The 19347-nt window shown below is 37.1% G+C and carries 19 protein-coding genes and 2 pseudogenes; 10 read left to right on the plus strand and 11 right to left on the minus strand.

Annotation, left to right across the window (positions count from 1 at the left end):
* Nucleotides 1–35 precede the first annotated feature (35 nt).
* Together N824_RS15130 and N824_RS15135 are read right to left on the minus strand one after the other, a co-directional pair.
* A complete protein-coding gene (locus N824_RS15130; RefSeq protein ID WP_048905988.1) occupies nt 36–2456 on the minus strand; it encodes a DUF5916 domain-containing protein in 2421 nt (806 codons plus the stop codon).
* A 60-nt stretch (nt 2457–2516) separates the two neighbouring features.
* A complete protein-coding gene (locus tag N824_RS15135) occupies nt 2517–3182 on the minus strand; it encodes a hypothetical protein (RefSeq protein ID WP_152542310.1) in 666 nt (221 codons plus the stop codon).
* Between the two features lie 184 nt (nt 3183–3366).
* On the opposite strand from N824_RS15135, the gene N824_RS15140 reads away from it, so the two are divergent.
* Together N824_RS15140 and N824_RS15145 are read left to right on the plus strand one after the other, a co-directional pair.
* The gene (locus N824_RS15140; RefSeq protein ID WP_048905990.1) at nt 3367–4128 is read left to right on the plus strand and encodes an alpha/beta hydrolase; all 762 of its coding nucleotides are present in this window, start codon (nt 3367–3369) and stop codon (nt 4126–4128) included.
* Between the two features lie 251 nt (nt 4129–4379).
* Complete coding sequence (locus N824_RS15145) at nt 4380–5153, plus strand: MerR family transcriptional regulator (protein ID WP_048905991.1); 774 nt, start codon at nt 4380–4382, stop codon at nt 5151–5153.
* 7 nt (nt 5154–5160) lie between these two features.
* Here the strand turns inward: N824_RS15145 and N824_RS15150 are convergent, their stop codons facing one another.
* Together N824_RS15150 and N824_RS15155 are read right to left on the minus strand one after the other, a co-directional pair.
* Nucleotides 5161–6189, minus strand: a complete 1029-nt coding sequence (locus tag N824_RS15150) for a glycoside hydrolase family 18 protein (protein ID WP_048905992.1) — start codon at nt 6187–6189, stop codon at nt 5161–5163.
* A gap of 45 nt (nt 6190–6234) precedes the next feature.
* On the minus strand, nt 6235–6960 hold the full coding sequence (locus tag N824_RS15155; protein ID WP_048905993.1) for a M48 family metallopeptidase: 726 nt from the start codon (nt 6958–6960) through the stop codon (nt 6235–6237).
* A 112-nt stretch (nt 6961–7072) separates the two neighbouring features.
* Here N824_RS15155 and N824_RS15160 point away from each other — a divergent pair, with 112 nt between their 5' ends.
* The 4 genes from N824_RS15160 (at nt 7073) to N824_RS15175 (ending at nt 11308) form a co-directional block, all read left to right on the plus strand.
* Nucleotides 7073–8326 carry a hypothetical protein gene (locus N824_RS15160; protein ID WP_048905994.1) on the plus strand — a complete coding sequence of 418 codons (1254 nt, stop codon included), beginning with the start codon at nt 7073–7075 and terminating at the stop codon, nt 8324–8326.
* 62 nt (nt 8327–8388) lie between these two features.
* The gene (locus N824_RS15165) at nt 8389–10299 is read left to right on the plus strand and encodes an ATP-dependent RecD-like DNA helicase (RefSeq protein WP_048905995.1); all 1911 of its coding nucleotides are present in this window, start codon (nt 8389–8391) and stop codon (nt 10297–10299) included.
* A gap of 18 nt (nt 10300–10317) precedes the next feature.
* Entirely contained in the window at nt 10318–11043 is a 726-nt protein-coding gene (locus N824_RS15170; protein WP_048905996.1) for a DUF92 domain-containing protein, read from the plus strand.
* Between the two features lie 25 nt (nt 11044–11068).
* Entirely contained in the window at nt 11069–11308 is a 240-nt protein-coding gene (locus tag N824_RS15175) for a hypothetical protein (protein WP_048905997.1), read from the plus strand.
* A gap of 15 nt (nt 11309–11323) precedes the next feature.
* Here N824_RS15175 and N824_RS15180 read toward each other — a convergent pair whose 3' ends face one another.
* From N824_RS15180 to N824_RS15190, 3 genes are read right to left on the minus strand one after another with little or no spacing between them, the layout of a single operon-like run.
* Nucleotides 11324–12691, minus strand: a complete 1368-nt coding sequence (locus N824_RS15180) for a PhoPQ-activated pathogenicity-related family protein (RefSeq protein WP_052334151.1) — start codon at nt 12689–12691, stop codon at nt 11324–11326.
* A 43-nt stretch (nt 12692–12734) separates the two neighbouring features.
* Nucleotides 12735–13202 (minus strand): hypothetical protein, encoded by a 468-nt coding sequence (locus N824_RS15185; protein ID WP_048905998.1) that lies wholly within the window; start codon nt 13200–13202, stop codon nt 12735–12737.
* A 22-nt stretch (nt 13203–13224) separates the two neighbouring features.
* Complete coding sequence (locus N824_RS15190; RefSeq protein ID WP_200869888.1) at nt 13225–14211, minus strand: D-glycerate dehydrogenase; 987 nt, start codon at nt 14209–14211, stop codon at nt 13225–13227.
* Nucleotides 14212–14391: 180 nt separating this feature from the next.
* Between N824_RS15190 and N824_RS15195 the strand changes: the two genes are divergently transcribed.
* Nucleotides 14392–15063, plus strand: a complete 672-nt coding sequence (locus tag N824_RS15195) for a class I SAM-dependent methyltransferase (protein ID WP_048905999.1) — start codon at nt 14392–14394, stop codon at nt 15061–15063.
* Between the two features lie 122 nt (nt 15064–15185).
* A pseudogene (locus tag N824_RS15200) lies at nt 15186–16157 on the plus strand (carboxypeptidase-like regulatory domain-containing protein).
* A gap of 10 nt (nt 16158–16167) precedes the next feature.
* Here N824_RS15200 and N824_RS15205 read toward each other — a convergent pair.
* Nucleotides 16168–16884: pseudogene (locus tag N824_RS15205) on the minus strand (YqjF family protein).
* A 76-nt stretch (nt 16885–16960) separates the two neighbouring features.
* On the opposite strand from N824_RS15205, the gene N824_RS15210 reads away from it, so the two are divergent.
* The gene (locus N824_RS15210; protein ID WP_048906002.1) at nt 16961–17176 is read left to right on the plus strand and encodes a hypothetical protein; all 216 of its coding nucleotides are present in this window, start codon (nt 16961–16963) and stop codon (nt 17174–17176) included.
* 105 nt (nt 17177–17281) lie between these two features.
* Nucleotides 17282–17473 (plus strand): cold-shock protein, encoded by a 192-nt coding sequence (locus tag N824_RS15215; protein ID WP_012780707.1) that lies wholly within the window; start codon nt 17282–17284, stop codon nt 17471–17473.
* A 93-nt stretch (nt 17474–17566) separates the two neighbouring features.
* Here N824_RS15215 and N824_RS15220 read toward each other — a convergent pair whose 3' ends face one another.
* From N824_RS15220 to N824_RS15230, 3 genes are read right to left on the minus strand one after another with little or no spacing between them, the layout of a single operon-like run.
* Nucleotides 17567–17944 (minus strand): DUF2784 domain-containing protein, encoded by a 378-nt coding sequence (locus tag N824_RS15220; protein ID WP_048906003.1) that lies wholly within the window; start codon nt 17942–17944, stop codon nt 17567–17569.
* Nucleotides 17945–17974: 30 nt separating this feature from the next.
* The gene (locus tag N824_RS15225) at nt 17975–18535 is read right to left on the minus strand and encodes a hypothetical protein (RefSeq protein WP_048906004.1); all 561 of its coding nucleotides are present in this window, start codon (nt 18533–18535) and stop codon (nt 17975–17977) included.
* 2 nt (nt 18536–18537) lie between these two features.
* The gene (locus N824_RS15230; protein WP_048906005.1) at nt 18538–19014 is read right to left on the minus strand and encodes an RNA polymerase sigma factor; all 477 of its coding nucleotides are present in this window, start codon (nt 19012–19014) and stop codon (nt 18538–18540) included.
* Nucleotides 19015–19347: the final 333 nt, after the last annotated feature.

The following is a 19347-nucleotide window of genomic DNA, read 5'->3' on the forward strand; positions in this document are numbered from 1 at the left end:
AAAACAATAACCTCTAGTTAGCTTTTGACACCAATTTATTTCCCTTTCTTGCGAAGATTTAAATAATCAATGTAATACAAAACCTTTACAGACAAACTTGTGTTTTGCGGTGCAGAGAGAATATCCTCAAGATTTCTGTTATAGCGTTTAGTATAAAAATCATCATTGGTTTCGGCAGCTTGTTTATACGATAAGGTCAGCTCACTACCGGGCGCAAACTGCCAAACATAGATTAAATCGACATTAAAAACATTGTAATTCCTATCCATGGTGGTAAGCGGAGCACCCTCATAAGCAGCCAGCGTACCCTTACTCGTTAACAGATAGAATTCTTTATTCCTCCTATCACTCCAATAGTGCCTTAATACAACAGACACTCCCATCTTATTGCTGAAAGAATATTTTGCATCAAATGAATTTTCTACTGTGTTCCGGTTATATCGGGAAAAAATTGCCTGATCACTTTGCGCCTTTATCCAGCTGACATAATTGTAGCTTGGATTAAAATTCAAATCAAGGCCAAAAGCGATCCTGTCATTTAATCTTAAGTTCTGGAAAAAATAGAAATTATACTCCCTGCCGTTAAAAAGCTCTTTTTTGAAGTACTTTACATTTCCTCCAAAGTTATAGGCCTTTGCATTATTTGGATTTACATAAACAGATGCCCCAAACCTGGCAGGTGTTCTGTATAACTGACCGTTGCGGGCTTCATAAAAATCATTTCCTTCTGGCCCATAGTCTAAATCTACTTCAACCGACCAAATGCTTTTAAATTGTACCCAAGCGCCGGTAACAATACCAAAACGCTGGTAGTCGCCAGGATTAACACGCCGGGAATATTCAAAATTTAACCAGCTTTCTAATTGATTGTACCATGAGGTAGGCTTATAATTGTTATATCCAAACCTTACAACCTGATCTAAAAAATTGTTATTGGTAAAAAAGCCCATGTCGGATTTGTCGAACTTATCATCGGCGTATACCTGATTATAGCTCCATCTAAAATTTCCGCTTTGCTTACCACCTTTAAATTCGTAATTAAAACCTGTCCTGCTGGCGGCCCCTTTTAGATAGCTCATTTTACCGGCGCCATTGAAGAAATAAACATTCTTTTTATCATTGAGATTAAACAATAAAGCACTAACATTCGCGTCGTAGGCAGAGCCTTGCCTTAAAACATTGGTATTGATAAAAGTTGCCGAACTGTTGTTTTTTAAAGACTGATCCAGTACCAGAATGTTATAATTGGTTAGTGGCTGAGTTTCAGTTTCTCTTATGTTCCCTTGCTGGTCTTCAACCTCGGTTTGCATAGCTTTAGTTATAGCGTTAAAAACACCTATGCCGAGGCCTTTTGCTGTTCTACCAGAGATCTTAGTGGCATTTAGCACTTTGGCTTCACTTTGATCTTTAATGATCGTTTCGGAGCTGTTTATATCAAAGCGATTATAGTATTTTGGAATAGAGCCAATTCGCTTCGAATAAAACAGATCACCCTTATTAAACAGTTCAGTTCCTTCTGTAAAAAATTGTCGGTTTTCATTAAACTTAACTTCAAATGGTGTTAGATTCAAAATTCGGTTATCGGACTGCACCTGACCAAAATCCGGTACTAAGGTCATATCTAAAGTAAAGCTGTTGTTAATGCCATACTTAACATCCATACCGCCATTGAAACGGGCGGTTGTATTTCTTATACCCGGGATATTAGCAGGATAATGGTTTACATACGCAGACAGGTAAGGTGAAAATGATAAACGTAATGGTGGTTTTATGTCCTTAACTCCCATCCAAAGACCCTCCTGATTGATAAAACCGTTTACATTGGGATTAACATAATTCCAAAAGGTTTGAACGTTTGTGCGCTGGATTCGGCGACTGAAGTTTAATCCCCAGTCTTGAATGTCTTTGGCAGAAAAACGCAAGGCAGAATAAGGAATTTTCATCTCGGCAGTCCAGCCTTTATCGTCGATTTTAACTGCACTTTCCCAAACGGCATTCCAGTTCTCATCTTCATCGCCAATTTGCGAGTATTTGGCATCAAACTGAACCCCCGCAGCGGTAACAAAAAAACCGTTGCCATTCATCTTGTCGTAAAAAGGATCGAAAACTATGGAGATAAAATCGGCATTCCCAATATTATCCCTGGAAACCAGTTCATGAGAAACACTATCAGGATGGTCGTACATCCGCGCATAAACATAGACGGCAGCATTATCATACAATACCTTCATTTCTGTACGCTTCTCCATTCCTTCTACTCTGCCTGGTACAGGTCTGATTTCAAAAAAGTCAGTAGCGATAGGAACGTCAACCCAACAGCGATCATCTAGGATACCATCTATTTTCGGGCTTTCAGTAGTTCTTACGGCCTGCAATTTCTTTTGCACTGCAGGATCCTGAGCCCGACACATCAGGGTATATAAAAGTAAGAAAAACAGAAATAGGGAATGTTTCATTTAAAGCGGTTAATGCCCATAAGACACTACCGTATTACAAATGTTGCATGATTGTTTACATTAATATTCAGGCAAAATCTTACCATCCTTAAATGTGATGGATATTGAATGAAAATAGCCCAAATCCTTTTTCTTCCATTTAGGAGCGGCTTTTAATAGCCTTTCAACCTCTGCGCGAGCGCTTTTATCTAATTGTTCGCTGATTGCGATGTTGGTAAACTGTCCATCCTCGGTTAATTTGAATGATGCGATTAAACAACCATTGGTTGAAACCGGGACATTACAATTTTTAATAAGATATTTGTAAAGAGATCTCATTTCTTCATGATCCAAAGGAGGTATAATCATGCCAAGCGCAAAGGAATTGTTATCGCAACTTGGTTCTGTGGTTTTTGGAAGTGTTTTATCTTGAACAGCTTCCTGTGCATTTGTTTTTTGGGCTGTAGTGCCGAAGCCAAGAAACACCATGGCAGCGATTGCCCATTTTTTCCAATATGAATTATTTACAGGCGCAGGTTTAGACATTTGGTCTTTTGTAAATCGACCGCAAACACTGTTATTGTTTTCATGTAGAATCTGTATGAAATAAGCTACGTTTTTATCAGTTAGATCGTATACTTTCTTTTCGCAAGTATCGCAAAAATGCCCTTCATCATTCAGTTTCATTGTGTCCCAATTCTGGTGGCAGGTAAAACTTAACCTTGCATCTTTGATTCTATTGTTCATAATAGTATGTTCTTTAAAAATCAGATGCATAATGAACATAGTTTCCATATTTTTAATGCATAATCTGTTTTCTAATTCGCTAAGATTAGAAGCCGCTTAATTAAAAATAAGTATTACTATATTTAAACCGATACAGCGTACAGAGCACGTTCTAATACTTTAACAACAAACCAAAACCCATATTATGATCCTATTATTAAAAAATCCAGTCCTGATAATTGCCTGTTTTTTATGTATATTAATAACAAGTAATAGCACTGCTCAGGAAAAACCTGTATATGTAATTGTTCACGGAGCCTGGGGAGGTAGCTGGGCTTTTAAAAATGTTGATGAAATCATGTCCGATCATGGCAACATAGTTTACAGGCCAAGTTTAACCGGTCAGGGTGAGCGTGTCCATTTAAGCGCTCCTGATGTTGACCTGAATACCCATATCAAGGATGTGGTTAATCTGATCCTTTATGAAAACCTACACAATGTTATTTTAGTTGGTCATAGTTATGGGGGTATGGTAATTACCGGAGTTGCAGATAGTATTCCGGACCGAATTAAAAAGCTGGTTTTTCTGGATGCAATTTTGCCTGATGACGGAGAAAGTTTAGCCACTTCCAAAAAAAATGGCACCAACGATATTGCGTTGGCATCAACAAATGGCTTTATGGTTCCCCAATGGGTTAAGCCAAATCAGGCACCTCCAAAAGATGTACCGCAGTCCGTCAAAACCTTTACTCAGCCTGTTTCAAGAAAAAATCCCATGGCTTTAAATTTACCTGCGACATACATATTAACTGTGGAAGAAGGTACAAAACCTGAAAAAGACGGCTTTTATGCCTATGGTGAACGGGCTAAAGAAAGAGGGTATAAATACCTGATATTTAAAGCAGATCACAACCCACAGTTTAACAAATCTACAGAACTTGCCGATCTTCTGGAAAAAGAAAAATAGCATGCAACTGTGGTGTGCGGGATTCTTCGTGATCCCGCAGCATTCTAATCCAGATATCTTTTCATAAAACCTACCTGCTTAGGCCAGTTGCTGTGCACCGATATTTGCTGTAATCCGGTTGAATTCATATGTCGTTTTTCTTATTAATAAACAGGTAATTCCCATATGGTGCAAAAAAAGTGAAAATAGTTCTTGACTCTTACCTTAGGTCATAGCCTACATTTGTAGTATTATTTTAAATCGCATCAGTAATGAGCACAACATACACTGTAAATCAACTTGCAAGCCTGACAGGTGTTAGCATAAAAACACTCCATCTATATGATAAACTGGGGCTGTTAAAACCAGCTATCAGAACAGATTCCAGATACCGACTCTACCAGGAAAAAGAACTATTGAGATTGCAACAGATATTGTTTTACAAAGAACTGGATTTCCCGTTAAAGGAGATCATCCAGATTTTGGACGATCCGGAATTTAACCTGATCAGGGCATTGGAAGGCCACAAGAAGTTATTGCAATTTAAGAAAACAAGGATTCACAAGCTATTAAAAACTGTTGACAATACTATTTACTCACTAAAAAACAACATCATGTTAAACACGGACGAACTTTATGATGGCCTGTCTGCTGAGCAGGCAATGGAATACAGGGCAGAAGCAATTAAAGCATATGGAAACGATGCAGTAACCAAAGCTGAAGATCATCTTAAAACTTTAAGCAGAGACGAAATAAAGCAACTGGTTAACCGACAAAAAGAGCTGGCAAAGGAACTTTCTCTGCTTAAAGATCAGAATCATACTGCTCCAAACGTGCAGCAATTAATTCATGAGCATTATTTAAATACGCGCAAGCTGTGGGGGACATACAATGCCACCGATAAGCAGGCAGAAGCATATAAGGGGCTTGGTAAATTGTATTTAACTGACGAAAGATTTACCGCTGTTAACGAAAAAACTGACGCTGAATTTACTGCTTTTATATGCAAAGCTATGGCGTACTATGCTGATCATGAATTGAGCTGATTGTTTGCTATTTGCTATAAACACCTGAGTGCACTGCTTTTCGCAACTCCCCGTCTTCTGTATCTGCGGTGTAGTCCCAATACATCGCACCCAGCATTCCCTTTTCAAGCAAATAAGCACATTTTACGGCAATAGACTGCGGCGTTTCATAGGTCAATACAAACTCTCCTGCATCATTCACTAAATAAGGTGCTTTAGCCACATCATCCCATTTTTTTGTATAGCCATTTAGTTTTACGAGGTCTTTATAGTCGATATACCAGGCAATATCCCCTTTGCCGTGGCCATAAAACGGAATTCCAAGAACTAGTTTATTTGCAGGTATGCCTGCATTTAAATGTGCAGTTACTCCTTCATCCACACTGATATCTTTGGTATATTCTGAATGGTAGAGCCCTGCATGATGATTTGGAGGCGTCCCCATGTCATACGTCATCACATTCACAAAATCCACTACAGGCGTAATCGCCTTAAAATCGATATATTTTGCATTTGAGACAGACGCTAATGTCAGTAATTTTTTCTGACCAATCTTATTTCTGATTTGAGACATCAATAACGTATAGTTCCTGGTATCATCTGGGGAAGAAGATATCCCGGACTCGGAACTTGTTGGATATTCCCAGTCTATATCTATTCCATCTAAGTTAAATGTGTTTACTACACGCTGGCAATCATCTACAAATTTGCTTCTGTTTTCCTCCGACGCAGCCATTTCACTAAATCTGCCACTTTTCCAGCCACCAATAGACAGCAATACTTTAAGCTTTGGGTATTTGAATTTTAATTCAACAATATCTTTCAAACGACCTTCATTCTCGATAGTGACGCCATCAAATGTTTTATTTACATGGCCAAAAGCATAATTGATATGTGTAACCAGTCTAGGATCCGGTAAAGCCTTCCCCCAAGACGTAACATAAGCTACAATTACCTTATTCCTCGCGTTCTTATTGGGCATTTCTTTTTGTTGTGCCTGAGCTGTACTTAACATAGCAGTAAGCAAAACACCCATAACGGAGTAAATAAATTTCATGGTTAATTGGTTTAGGTGTCTAAATTTAGAAAAAATGACCGGATATTACGGACATTGCTTTTGAATTGCTTCAGTAAATTCTTTGGTGATGGGCCTTCCTCCAAGTGTCTTGCATTCATTATAATATCTCAGGGCATTTTTACAATCCTGCTTCAGAAAATAGACTACTGATAACTTAAATAAAGTATTTTGATTTTTAGGATCTATCTTATACGACTGGTTTAATAAATCAATAGCGGTGGATAAATCCTTTGGATCGTTACTTGCAGGAAATTTGGCGTAATAGATTGTGGCCTTATCGGTAAGTAAATTTGAGTTATTAGGATTCAAAATAAGTCCCTCATTCAATTGTTCCATCGCCTTTTCATGGTCTCCTAGTGTAAAATAAACACTAGAAAATCCCCAGAATACATTTTCATTTTTAGGTTCGAGCAACCAGGCCTGATTAAACCTGTACATTGCTGTTTTGGTATCCCCTTTATAAAGATAACCAAAGCCTAGCTTTATAATTACCTCTGATGCCTTATGGTGGCTGCCTTGTTGCTTCAGGTAATTATCTATAAGCTGTTGATCAGCCTTTTTTTGTGATTCTGACTTAACAGCATTACCAAATTTGGGGTTAAGCCTGATATTAGTTTTAGCTTCCTTCTTCCAATCCTCATAGCTGATTGCTTTACCAGGTGATTCTGGGTTAGCATTTGCAGGCTGCTGCGCGAAATTACATGAAGTAATTGATATTGAAATTAGTACTATTATCAGAAGTTGTTTCATTTAGAGATGCGTTGAATTGCTATTTGATAAAAATTCTATTCTTATCGAACAAGATAGGAACTATTTTCTTACTTTAACAACTGCTCATTGCAATTAGAACCGAACATAAACTATGGCCAAATACGTCTCTCTCATTTTAACCAGATTCCTTTTTTTACTTTGCATCTTTTTTGTTTTATGCTTTAACAATGGGGCCTTTCCATTCCTGTATTATATCCAGAGGTTCAGTATACCCGCACTGCAGGCTTTTATTCCATGGTTTGCCCAAAAATATTTGAGCCTTTCGTACCAAATCACCATTTTCACCAATGGTAGTGGAGATACCACTTACGACTATGTGTTACTTCTTTGTGTCTTCCTGATTTCTTTCTTTGGAACACTTATATGGTCGGCATTAGACAAGAGAAAAAGCCATGATCAGCTATTCTATTGGACTATAGTTGTTTGTAGATTTTATGTTGGTTTTATGCTTGTCCATTATGGAATTGCAAAACTTAATGATGGACAATTTCCCTCATTATACTTAAGCCAGCTTGCAACAACTTACGGAGATTCTTCTCCGATGGGTTTGGCATGGAGATTTTTAGGCTTTTCTGATGGTTACAAATGGTTTATGTTTACGGCAGAAATGATGGGTGTCTTATTGTTTTTTAGAAAAACAGCAACCATAGGTGCCTTTTTATGCCTGATGACTTCAGCAAATATTATGGCCATTAACTACTTTTATGATGTACCAGTAAAGTTGCTGAGCACAGCGCTTGTTTTGATGTGCTTAATTATACTTTCTCCTAATATTAAGACTTTGTTTAAGTTCTTTTTTAATGGAGAACTGGTAAGACTAAATCTATTAAAGGCTCCTGTTTTTAAAGCAAAATGGGCTAGAATTTCTAAAATAACATTGAAGTATTCTGCAGTATTGCTATATGCAGCCATTCCGTTATTTACGGCATTAAACATAGCCGTAAATAGCAAAAAGATGAATAACAAGCCCGTAGTTTATGGTGCCTATGATATAGAGGAGATAAAATCAGAAAAGAACGAGCCGCTTCCGGATACCTCTTTTTTAAGTCGCAAACTGGAACTCGTGGCATTTGACAGGAATGATTACGCAGTTATCAAATATAACGGAACTGAAACGGCATGGTGCACTTATAAAGTACTTCAAACATCCAAGACTCTGGACATATCATTTACTGATAATCCAAAAGCTATCTACAAACTAAATTACCAATTTCCAGACCGCAATAAATTGATTCTTAAAGGCAATTTATTTGGTACGCCTGCTACAATTACTTTGAAGAGAAAGAAGTATCAGCTTTCTGAACGAACATTTCGATGGATTAGTGAACATCCGTACAATCGATAGACATTCATTAGAACATTTCAACAATTCTCGGAACAGGAGAAAATTTCAGTTAAATTTGCTGTATGAGTAATGGCGGTTCTTCTAATTCAATTTTCGACAGGGTTTTATCTTTTATTGACTATACCAATCAGAATATTTTTCTGACAGGAAAAGCTGGAACGGGCAAAACAACCCTGCTTAAGCGGATTAAGGAGACTAGCTCAAAAAAAATGGCTGTGGTTGCTCCTACCGGCGTTGCAGCAATGAATGCTAAAGGAACGACAATCAACTCTTTCTTTCAATTGCCTCCTGGCTCGTTTTTCCCGGGTGATATTAGTTTGGAGAACCTGCAATCGGGAATACTTTCCATTCAATCTATGGTGTCTGATTTAAGCTATACCAGAGATAAAACAAATCTGTTTAATGAACTGGAACTACTTGTTATTGATGAGGTTTCGATGGTACGTTGCGACTTACTGGATGTGATTGATGCGATACTAAGATCGGTTAGAAAAAATACCATGCCTTTTGGTGGTGTTCAACTCCTGCTCATTGGAGATTTATATCAACTACCACCGGTTACCAAAAGAGAAGATTGGGCATTTCTAAGCAGGGCTTACCCGTCGCCTTATTTCTTTGATGCACTTGTAGTACGCAGAAACCCACTTTTACAAATAGAGCTTACCACCGTATTCCGGCAAACTGAACCTGAATTCATTAATATTCTGAATGACATCAGAAACAATCAGATTAGTGAAAGTAGTTTGAATCTGTTAAACAAAAGATACGATCCGCAATTTAGTTCTACGGATGACTTAAATCCGATTATCATTACCTCTCATAATGCTGAGGCAAATACAATTAACAAAGAAAAGTTAGATGAGCTAACCGGTGAGGAATATACTTTTGAGGGAGAGGTAAGCGGGGAGTTTAGAGATCTGGGCCTACAGGCAGAACAGACCTTAAAACTTAAAGAAGGTGCCCAGATCATGTTCATAAAAAATGACACAGGTGATAATCGGAAATTCTATAACGGAAAGATCGGGAAGGTAAAATCTGTTAAAGACGGTGAGATCTACATCTGTTTTCCGCATGAAGATGATTTGTTGCTGGAAAAATCGTCGTGGCAATCTTTTGAATATAAAGCTGATCCCGAACAGGCCATTGTACAACAGCAAGTTGGTGAGTTTTCTCAATATCCAATTAAATTAGCCTGGGCTGTTACAATTCATAAAAGTCAGGGATTAACGTTCGACAATGCAATAATTGATGCCGGAAAATCGTTTGTTGCCGGTCAGGTTTATGTTGCCTTAAGTCGTGTTCGAACACTAAACGGACTTGTTTTAAAATCAAAGATTAGTACGGAAAGCTTAAGGTCAAATACGGAGGTGATCAATTATATGAAACCCGCTAATGAAGATGACTTAGCGCACATTTTAATTGCTGAGCAGGAAAGGTTTATTCTTCAGGTAGTATTAAACCATTTTTCGCTGAACCGTGTGTTTAGCGGATTGGAAACAATCAGTTCCAACTCTGAGATCATTAAATCGCATCTGCCTGAATTTAAATCTTTACTGGCGCAGTTGAATAAATCAGTTAAGGACCTTATGGCCTTGTCTGACAAGTTTCAAACCCAGGTAAAACAGTTACATAAGCAGGCAGGATTTAAAGATCAACAAGTGTTGCAGGATAGGATTGAATCGGCATTAGCCTATTTCAGCAAAGAGATAACTATTCAACTCCTGAATCCTGTAAATAAAAACATCAGAATTAAACCAAAAAACAAGATCCAGCAACAAATCCAACACTTACTACAAAAATACAGGCAAATAATTGAAGCAAGAGTTTCGCAAATGCAATTCGGTTCTGGATTATTAAAGGAACCAATTAAACCCGAAGAATATATTGCCTGGATTAATAAACATAAGACCAAGCCCAATACTAAACCAGGTGCATCCTCGGTAGAGCCTACAGTTACATTACAACTATTTTAAACTTCGGTTTATTCAAATATGTCTATATCGTCCCTCTCCGGTTTATTGGTTACTGTTATATTGCTTATTGCAATGATGGCGATATGCGTTTGGGCAAAAAAATTAACGCTTCCTGCAGCCCTTACTGCGGGTCTAATTGGTTTCTTTGTATTTGCAGGCATAGGAGAAACAGGAGTGCTAATGCTTGTTACTTTTTTTATTCTTGGGGTATTGGCTACAGCGCACAAAAAGCAACTTAAGGCAAAATACCATCCGGAAATTCTGGATAATAATGGGAGAAATGCCGGGCAAGTATTTGCAAATGGAGGAGTTGCCGGCTTAACAGGTATTTTGGCAATTGTTGACCCTCATCATTCAGATCTGTATATGTTAATGGCAGCTGCCAGTCTTGCATCTGCCCTTGCCGACACCCTATCTTCTGAACTGGGCATGGTGTACGGGCGTAGATTTTATAATATCTTAACCTTTAAAAGAGAAGCTAATGGTTTGGATGGGGTTGTAAGTTTAGAAGGAACGCTAATAGGTGCATGCGGAGCGTCTATAATAGCCTTAATTTATGCGGGGTTTGATCGAAAAAGTCTTTTTGTGATCGGTGCCGGAATACTTGGCAACCTGACAGATTCTATACTTGGAGCTACCTTTGAACGTAAAAACTACATGGGTAATGATATGGTAAATTTCCTGAATACGCTTGTAGCATCCTTATTGGCGATAATGGTCTATTACATATTTAATTTTCCATAACTTAGCGGCCTTAAATAAAATCATCATGGCAGTATTACATAGAAAAGAAGAGAAAATTGAAGCAGTATTAAGTAAACTTCCTAAAGATTACACCGACAAAGATTTTGTCGATATGTTTATTAAGCTCTATTCCAAAGATTGGGGTAAAATTAAAGCCAATTATATCAAACAAAATCAAGATAAAGAACCTGGAACCATCGTTAAAATGCCCAAACCAGAACTTTATCTAAAGAATTTATTGACCACTTTTCTAGAAAACAACTAATTGAAAGTTGGCGGTCTATAAAAGTTTTTTATGATCCGTCATAAACACTCTTGTACTTTCAATATATTCACCACCTTTAGAATCTTTGTACTTTAGATTAATATAAAAAGCCCTATAACCTGAATCAGGAAACCTTTCTAACGTGTTTATTTCTGATTTAGGTTTAACATCGAGTTTTCTGGCCTCCCATTTATCATTTCTAAAATCCAGATCGGGCGAATCAGCATGCCATAATGTAACGTCAATTAATTTATCTGCCGTAGTTTTGATGCTAACCTTTACTCCCTGATCACTTTGAGAAGATTTCCATATGCAAACGGGATAAGGTGATTTTGACATGGTGAGTCCAAAGAACGAGCTTAGGGTAGTCATAGCCTCTTTACCATCGCCTAGCCCATGACCTACATTTGGCACATAATGAATTAAGTTCTGCCCGGGAATACTGTCATAATAATTCTTGATGTTGTCTATTGGCCAATATTCATCATTGGTGCCCATTACAATCATTTTAGGCATTGTTAGTGATTTGCGGTACGAATAAGGATCAATCATGGTAGCAAGGTCATTGCTGCTCCCGGTACCGAGGTCCTGTACCAGACCTAGTTTAACATAATCTTCTATCTGGATGCTATAATCTTTCCAAACCTTGATTTGATAGTTCATGCTTACCGGCATGTTCAGCATATCGATAACCATTGGTGCAATTGCGGTTACCCTCTTATCAGAAGCTCCGGTAAGCCAGGTGGTCCAGCCACGTTTAGATGCCCCCGATACAACAAAACGGTTAACGCTATGATGTAGCTTTTGTTTAGAAAATTCCTGAACAGCATCCATTGCTCTTTTTGCAGATTTAACCATTGGGAATAACAGTGGCCAACTGTAATCACCGTCTTTTTTATAGTTATGAAGTGTATATGATATTAAAGCATCTTCCGTTAGATTATTATAAAGAGGTTGATTGGGTGCCTGTTTGAGTATGGCAACCACGGCTTTGTTTTCCTTTGCTATTGAACTAAAGCTTTTAACAAGACCATCACCTTTGTCGCTCCAATTTGGCATACCTTCTTTATTTATGCTTCCACCGGTAATAAACAACAACGCTCCGTCGTACTTATTTTCCTTCGGAACAAGGATGCTAAGCTGGTGGGTCCAGGTGTATTCTCTCCACTTTTGCGAAGTAAGCAAGATACTGTATACTTTCACATCCTCGAGATCATAAGCGTCCTTTACCTCCCACTTGTAGGTGTTATCACCATTATTCAGGTAATGCGATAAAGCGTTGACAGGAGTGATCGCAACTGGTGATGTTGCCGTTTGGGCTTGAACAAGCAAAGTTATCAAGCACAAGAAGAGCGTAGAAGCCGTACCTAATTTTCGAGACATTTTCTTTTTTTAGGAACTAATATAGCAAATATTTGGAGGGTTTTTATTTACCGGATTGCGCTAGCGGATAGCCTTTATTAATCCATTCCGTTTTTAAGTTAACGGTTAGGTTTAACAAATATGCTTTTGTGAATTTTTGGTCATTTAACGCTTTAAAAGCAGGCCTGATGTTAGGACATTTATCCATTGGGCAGCAGCCACAATACACCACTATCATTTCGTTTTTTGGAAGCCCTTTCAATACTTTACTTAGCTTTTCTACATTTTGTTTCTCACTGGCAGCCCCAAGATGTGTAGCGCTCTTTATATCCTCAACAACACCGATGTTATAAATACGGATTTTTTGCCCCTTTTTAATCATATTTGCTAAAACAGAAGGCTCCATAAGTTGGCTCTTAGTCCAGGGGTTACTCTGTAACTGACCAGACGGAATTTGTTGTGCATTAGAAATAGTTGAATTGGCAACAAAGAATAGCAAAACAGCTATCGTTTTTAAAAGTAGGTTTCTCATGAATTTTGGATTATGTGGCAATTTAATGATTACTGTTGTAAACTTCGTGATTAATGATCTGTGGCATTACTTTGTTGCTTAATGCTGCAATCAGGTTTTCTGCAGCCATTACGGCCATTTTGTCCCTGGTCTCTTCAGTTGCCGAACCAATATGTGGCAGTACACAAACATTCGGTAAATTAAGCAATGGGTTATCCTTATCCATAGGTTCTGGATTGGTAACATCCAGTCCTGCCCCCCATATGGTTTTATTTTGAATTGCGTTAATCAGATCCGGTTCATTGTGTAAGCCCCCCCTGGCGGTATTGATAAACAAAGCACTGCGCTTCATCTTTTCGAATGCAGATTTATTGAATAAATTCTTGGTTTCGTTTGAGAGATTGGCATGAACAGACAATACATCACTTTCAGCTAATAGCTGATCAAAAGAAACATATTTTGCATCCAATATTTCCTCTGCCTCAGTATTGCGATTTCTATTGTGATAAATAACATTCATCTCATATGCTGCCTTAGCTTTTTTAGCAAGATCTACCCCTATCCTTCCCAAACCAAAAACACCAAGTGTTCTACCTTTTAATTCTATTCCTAAATTTGCCGTAGGCTCAAAAAACGACCAACCACCACGTTCAATCTTTTTGTGCATCTGAAAGGCATTACGGGACACTGCGAGCATCAGGAGAAAGGCAACATCTGAGGTAGCATTACTAAGTACCTCAGGAGTGTTACTAACAGGTATTTTATAAGAGGTTGCTGCTTCAACATCTACATGATCATACCCAACACTCATTAATGCTACAGCTTGCAGGTGACTACATTCTTCAAAAAAATGAGCGTTTAATTTGTTAGATCCTGCACTTAGCAAAGCATCGTTTCTTTTGCAGAGCTCAATTAGCTCTTTTTGTGGCAAGGATCTTTTTTCAGTATAAATAGTTAATTTATAACCCGCTTCTTCAAGTAATTGAATTCCCCGTTGAGGTATTTTTCTTGTTATTAAAACTTTAATCATGTATTTCGCAAAATTTAAACTGGAATTATAAATGCGTCCCAATATAACAAACGATTAATCGTTTTGATTTATTTGTTCAATTGCAAAATACTTGCTTGGTAAGCTGACCTTATATCTCTACTTTTAGAAATAGATAATCTTTTTTGAATAGTGCCAACGCTTAAGCTAAAACAGTACACAATGAGCACAACCTGGAATGATGATGATTTAAAAGAAATGGCTAGCCAACTAAGCTCACCAAAGGGTGATAATGGAATAAAAACCGGCGAAAGGATGGCTATTTCAAATGGAAATATGATTGCCTTAACGGTACAGCAACTCGACATAGGGGCTAATGAACATGTTTTAGAAATAGGTCTGGGGAATGGAAGCCATATAAATTCTATAATCGCCAATTCAACAGGAGTTCATTATTTTGGTATTGACATATCTGAAACAATGATTCAGGAGGCAACGAGAATAAATCAGGAGTTCGTGGATAAAAACGTGGTTTCCCTGGAAATATCTAACGGACATGACATTGATTTCCAAAGCAGTTCATTTGATAAAATATTTACGGTAAACACCATTTATTTTTGGGAAACACCTGATGTTTATGCTAAAGAAATTTACCGGGTATTAAAACCTGGTGGAAATTTTAGCATCGGATTTTCCGATAAAGCCTTCATGAAAAAACTTCCTTTTACAAAATGGAAGTTTCAGCTATACGACAAGGAAACAGTGTCAGCAATACTAATTAAAGCTGGCTTTTCTATTACTAAAATCATTCAGGAAAAAGAGAATATTAAAGGCAATATGGGCGAACTTATAGAACGTGACATTGTGATCATAGCAGTAAAAAAAGAACTTTAAATAAAAAACACACAAATTAACCGCTCTCCTAATGAAAAGAACAATCATTTTTATGCTATTCACACTGTTTTATGTTGGTGTAAATGCTCAGGAAACTTTTACCATATCAGGAACAGTAACAAATGSYRWWKNCCGWRMAWAWTGAAGCTGCGACAATATTCATTGACGGATCTCAAAAATCAACAACAACCAATACTAAAGGTGAATTTAAATTTTCAGGTATCGCTCCGGGGACTTATCAGGTTGTGGTTAATATGCTGGGTTACGGCTCAATAAAACAAAATGCGGTTGTTTTAAAAAAATCAGTTGTACTCAATTTCACATTAGAGGAAAAACAAATCATTTTAGACGAAGTAGTTATTGGTGATAACAATCAGCGAAAGAATTTTTTGAAAACATTTACTAAATATTTCATGGGAGAATCTAAAAATGCAAAAGAATGCAAGATATTGAATACAGACATCATTGACTTCTCTACAGAAAAGGCTATTTTAAAAGCCAATTCATCTGACTTTCTCCTCATAGAAAACCGAAAGCTTGGATACCGCATTAAATATTTACTGAGGAATTTTCAATACAATAAAACGGCTGATGCAACCATCTATGATGGGGAATCTATTTTTGAAGACATTAAGGGCTCAAATGAAGAGCAGCAGATCTGGAAAGCAAATAGAAAAATGGCATATGAGGGATCGCTCATGCACTATTTAAGAGCTCTTTATAAAAACAAAACTCAGGAGGAAGGCTTCCTTACACATGTGATAAAAAACTTCGATTTTCCATTAATGATAGATCCAAATCCGGTATATACAGAACAGCTAATTGAACGTGTAGACAGCAGCCTTATCACTTTTAAATATAAAAAGCGACTCTATACGGTATATGATAAGAAAAAAGTTGCATCCCTAGCGCCTTCAAAAGGAGGCTGGGAAATCATAGAAATGGACGAAACCGGATCTGTTTTACAACTGGATGCCCAGATTGATGGGAAAGGTAGCTACGCAGGATATAAAAACATATTGATACAGGGATTTTGGGGGCGTAAGCGTATAGCAGATCAGCTTCCACTGGAATATAATCCGGATGCACAATGATAATAAGTGTTTAAATGCGAATGGTATTCTTTCGTTCAACAGAAATATCAGAGCCCTCGGCGAGCATTACAGATACAGGTTGCTGTTGGGTTAGAAAGCTAAAATTCTGTCCATACACTAATCCAAAATCAACATCTATATTAAAGCTTTTCACTTTGTATTGGGCCCATTTAGGGTGTTTCACCTCGTATTCGTTCGTTTTGTCAGTGTTATATCTTGCGTATCCCCAGTAGTGCCCTGTAATAAACTCGGTTTCGCTTCCCTGCTGGATTTCTGAAAGGGCCTTGTTCGCCGTTATACTAAAACTTTGCCATTGATTGTTATACCGCCACTTATATTCCACATAACGGTCTTCTTCGTTTTCCTTTATACAGTGACTCATTGGCATTGCCTCATAATTTTCGTTATAAATGGCATTAGCGACTATAGATAACGCAAATTTTGGTACTATCTCCTTAATAAATACCACACCTCTTTTCAGCACCCCATTATCGTTATATTTGACATAAAATCTAAGATTTACCTCTTCGAAGTTCGCATGAAACGGAATACTGAAACCCAATAGCTTTGTATTTTTAAACAGAAAGCCAATTAAGCTGMYAYAMNCWKKYMYYAYWCSAYRMWNTYCMGMTCTKWGCNCTGCCGGCAAATAAGGAATAAGTAAATTCTTATCAATAGCATAATTAGCTATGGCTAGCTTTCGCCACTCAGCGGTTAAAAAACTCATTATGCAAAATACAAAATATTATAATCAAACATTTAATATATCAGGCTGTTGTATAAAATAAATTAAAGATATAGCCATGAACAAAACAATAGCATTAGTAATGATAATTCTTGGCGTTGTTATGCTGATTTGGACAGGATTTACTTATACCAAAAAGGAAAAGTTAATTGATGCCGGCCCTATTCAGATTTCAGCCGATAGAGAAAAAAGTGTAAACTGGCCTCCATACGTCGGAGGGGTCGTTTTGATTGCAGGGGTGGTTATCTTAATCACTTCAAAAAGATCAAAATAGGGGGGGTCGTTAGTCTCTATTAAAGAATAAATGAATATATTTTTAATAAATTGCTGTTTTTCAATAAATTAAATGTACATTTGGAAATAATTAAATTACAATATAATGCAACAAGGAACAGTAAAGTTTTTCAATGAGACAAAAGGTTTTGGATTTATCGTGCCAGCTAATGGTGATAGCGAAATCTTTGTACACTCTTCAGGCTTAATCGATAGCATTCGTGAGAATGATTCAGTAAGCTATGACGTTGAGCAAGGTAAAAAAGGCTTAAACGCAATTAATGTTAAGATCAGTTAATCAACTCATTTTATAAATTAAAAAAAAGCATCCCCTTAAAAGGATGCTTTTTTTGTTTCTAATCATTTTGTTCTGAGTTATTAATGATCCTATTCAAATAGGGCGCTGTCGCCTATTTTTAATAAAATTTAAATAAATGGATAACAATACTGCTGCGATAAAGCATGATGCTGTGGCAATATCAACAAATGTGGAACATACATCTCCCCCGGTTACTTTATCAACAAGGTACTTTATGAAGGAGTTTGGCAAATTGGTTTCGCCCAGTCTTTCTTTTATTTGCCACTGCCAATCCGTGATCGGGCAATAACCGAGTCCAAACCAAATACCTAATATCAGCCATGAACCGGCTGTTAATAGTACAAAAACAAAATGAAGCACCCTTGTCTTTCTCCAAATCCATCCCAATAAGTTAAATCCAATAATGATTAAGTGTAATATGGTAAAAAACCAATCCAGAAACACGTACATACGATATATTTAAGGCTAAACAAATGTGTCCTACAGAGTGTCTTTTTCCAAACTAAATTCCCTAATTGTATTGTTGAGCACTTTAAGGCGTTTTGTCCATAAAAGGAATAACCAACGTAATTGCACTATGCACACAACCATAAATCCAGCCAGCAAAACGTATTTGCTTGTTGTAAAGTTTATATTATAAGTAAAAAAGACTAGAAAACCTGTAATCAGCAGGGCCCTGGAAGAGATTGATACAACTGCATAAACTTTAATTTTTGACAGGTATCTTTCTAATGATGATTTAATTGTGCCTCCATTAATAAGGTACTTTGAAAAATTATAGCCTAAAATATTATGAATAAGTGCAAAGAGCATAGATACAACGAGTAATATATTGATTGCAACGGGCTTTTGATCACCGTCAAACATGGTATAATAGCAAAGCAAAAATACCGACCATCCGATTATCTCTATTGTAAACTGCTTTCTAATGTCCTTAAGCACCGGGTGTTTGCTTTCGATAAGCATAGCGCTCAGTTCTTTATTCGTTTTAACTGGCGTTTGTATAGCATTCCATGCTAATTTAAGTGGATCAGTTTCCATAATTATCTGACTAAAAGTTTTTGAATTTTGAGTTTTATCCGATTGAGTTTAACCCCTACATTGTTTTCATTTATCCCAATTATTTCAGCAATTTGCCTATAACTTAGGTCGTCAAGGTAAAGGGCAATAATGGCTCTTTCGCTTTCATTAAGTTGTTTCAACGTTATAAACAAACTTTCTTGCCGAATAGCATATTCTTCATCTACCTCCTCATCAGGCAAATCCGGCAATACTGGATGATACTCAACATCGAGTCTTTTTTTTCGAAATGAGGCAATTGCTGTATTGAGCGCAATGCGATACATCCATGTACTTACCTTGGCTTCCCCTTTAAATGAAGGGAAGGACTTCCATAGTTGATAGGTGATTTCCTGAAAAAGATCTTCCCGATCTTCCTTACCATCACGATATAATCTGCAAATCTTATGGATGATACCCTGATGTTCCTGAATCAGTACTAAAAAGGGCTGCGCATCCATAGACTAATCATTAAATACATATTTCTTCAATTTCTCAATAGGTTGCTGAAACCGAAGAAAACTTACATCATTCTTAGAATCAATACATCTTATACTCAAAAGTATATCTATAGGTTCCTGCACTACTGCCATTTTCAAATGTATACTCTGTTAATAAAGTTACAGGAAAGCCATCATCATCGTAAGTATAGGTGTTTTTCTGGCGACCTTCCGCGCCGTTTGGATACTTTATAACTGAAGTAAGCAAATCATTAGCTGAAAACCTGTCAAAGTTCTCTATTCCATTTATGTATTTTAATCGTGAATTAAAATACATGCTTTTTTTAGATCCAA

Origin of the sequence: Pedobacter sp. V48, assembly GCF_000523515.1 — a bacterium.
Classification (GTDB): Bacteria; Bacteroidota; Bacteroidia; order Sphingobacteriales; family Sphingobacteriaceae; genus Pedobacter.

Bases quoted from the DNA above. Each gene is read 5' to 3' on its own strand.
- N824_RS15130 (WP_048905988.1), bottom strand. From the start codon at position 2,456: ATGAAACATTCCCTATTTCTGTTTTTCTTACTTTTATATACCCTGATG.
- N824_RS15135 (WP_152542310.1), bottom strand. From the start codon at position 3,182: ATGAACAATAGAATCAAAGATGCAAGGTTAAGTTTTACCTGCCACCAG.
- N824_RS15140 (WP_048905990.1), top strand. From the start codon at position 3,367: ATGATCCTATTATTAAAAAATCCAGTCCTGATAATTGCCTGTTTTTTA.
- N824_RS15145 (WP_048905991.1), top strand. From the start codon at position 4,380: ATGAGCACAACATACACTGTAAATCAACTTGCAAGCCTGACAGGTGTT.
- N824_RS15150 (WP_048905992.1), bottom strand. From the start codon at position 6,189: ATGAAATTTATTTACTCCGTTATGGGTGTTTTGCTTACTGCTATGTTA.
- N824_RS15155 (WP_048905993.1), bottom strand. From the start codon at position 6,960: ATGAAACAACTTCTGATAATAGTACTAATTTCAATATCAATTACTTCA.
- N824_RS15160 (WP_048905994.1), top strand. From the start codon at position 7,073: ATGGCCAAATACGTCTCTCTCATTTTAACCAGATTCCTTTTTTTACTT.
- N824_RS15165 (WP_048905995.1), top strand. From the start codon at position 8,389: ATGAGTAATGGCGGTTCTTCTAATTCAATTTTCGACAGGGTTTTATCT.
- N824_RS15170 (WP_048905996.1), top strand. From the start codon at position 10,318: ATGTCTATATCGTCCCTCTCCGGTTTATTGGTTACTGTTATATTGCTT.
- N824_RS15175 (WP_048905997.1), top strand. From the start codon at position 11,069: ATGGCAGTATTACATAGAAAAGAAGAGAAAATTGAAGCAGTATTAAGT.
- N824_RS15180 (WP_052334151.1), bottom strand. From the start codon at position 12,691: ATGTCTCGAAAATTAGGTACGGCTTCTACGCTCTTCTTGTGCTTGATA.
- N824_RS15185 (WP_048905998.1), bottom strand. From the start codon at position 13,202: ATGAGAAACCTACTTTTAAAAACGATAGCTGTTTTGCTATTCTTTGTT.
- N824_RS15190 (WP_200869888.1), bottom strand. From the start codon at position 14,211: ATGATTAAAGTTTTAATAACAAGAAAAATACCTCAACGGGGAATTCAA.
- N824_RS15195 (WP_048905999.1), top strand. From the start codon at position 14,392: ATGAGCACAACCTGGAATGATGATGATTTAAAAGAAATGGCTAGCCAA.
- N824_RS15210 (WP_048906002.1), top strand. From the start codon at position 16,961: ATGAACAAAACAATAGCATTAGTAATGATAATTCTTGGCGTTGTTATG.
- N824_RS15215 (WP_012780707.1), top strand. From the start codon at position 17,282: ATGCAACAAGGAACAGTAAAGTTTTTCAATGAGACAAAAGGTTTTGGA.
- N824_RS15220 (WP_048906003.1), bottom strand. From the start codon at position 17,944: ATGTACGTGTTTCTGGATTGGTTTTTTACCATATTACACTTAATCATT.
- N824_RS15225 (WP_048906004.1), bottom strand. From the start codon at position 18,535: ATGGAAACTGATCCACTTAAATTAGCATGGAATGCTATACAAACGCCA.
- N824_RS15230 (WP_048906005.1), bottom strand. From the start codon at position 19,014: ATGGATGCGCAGCCCTTTTTAGTACTGATTCAGGAACATCAGGGTATC.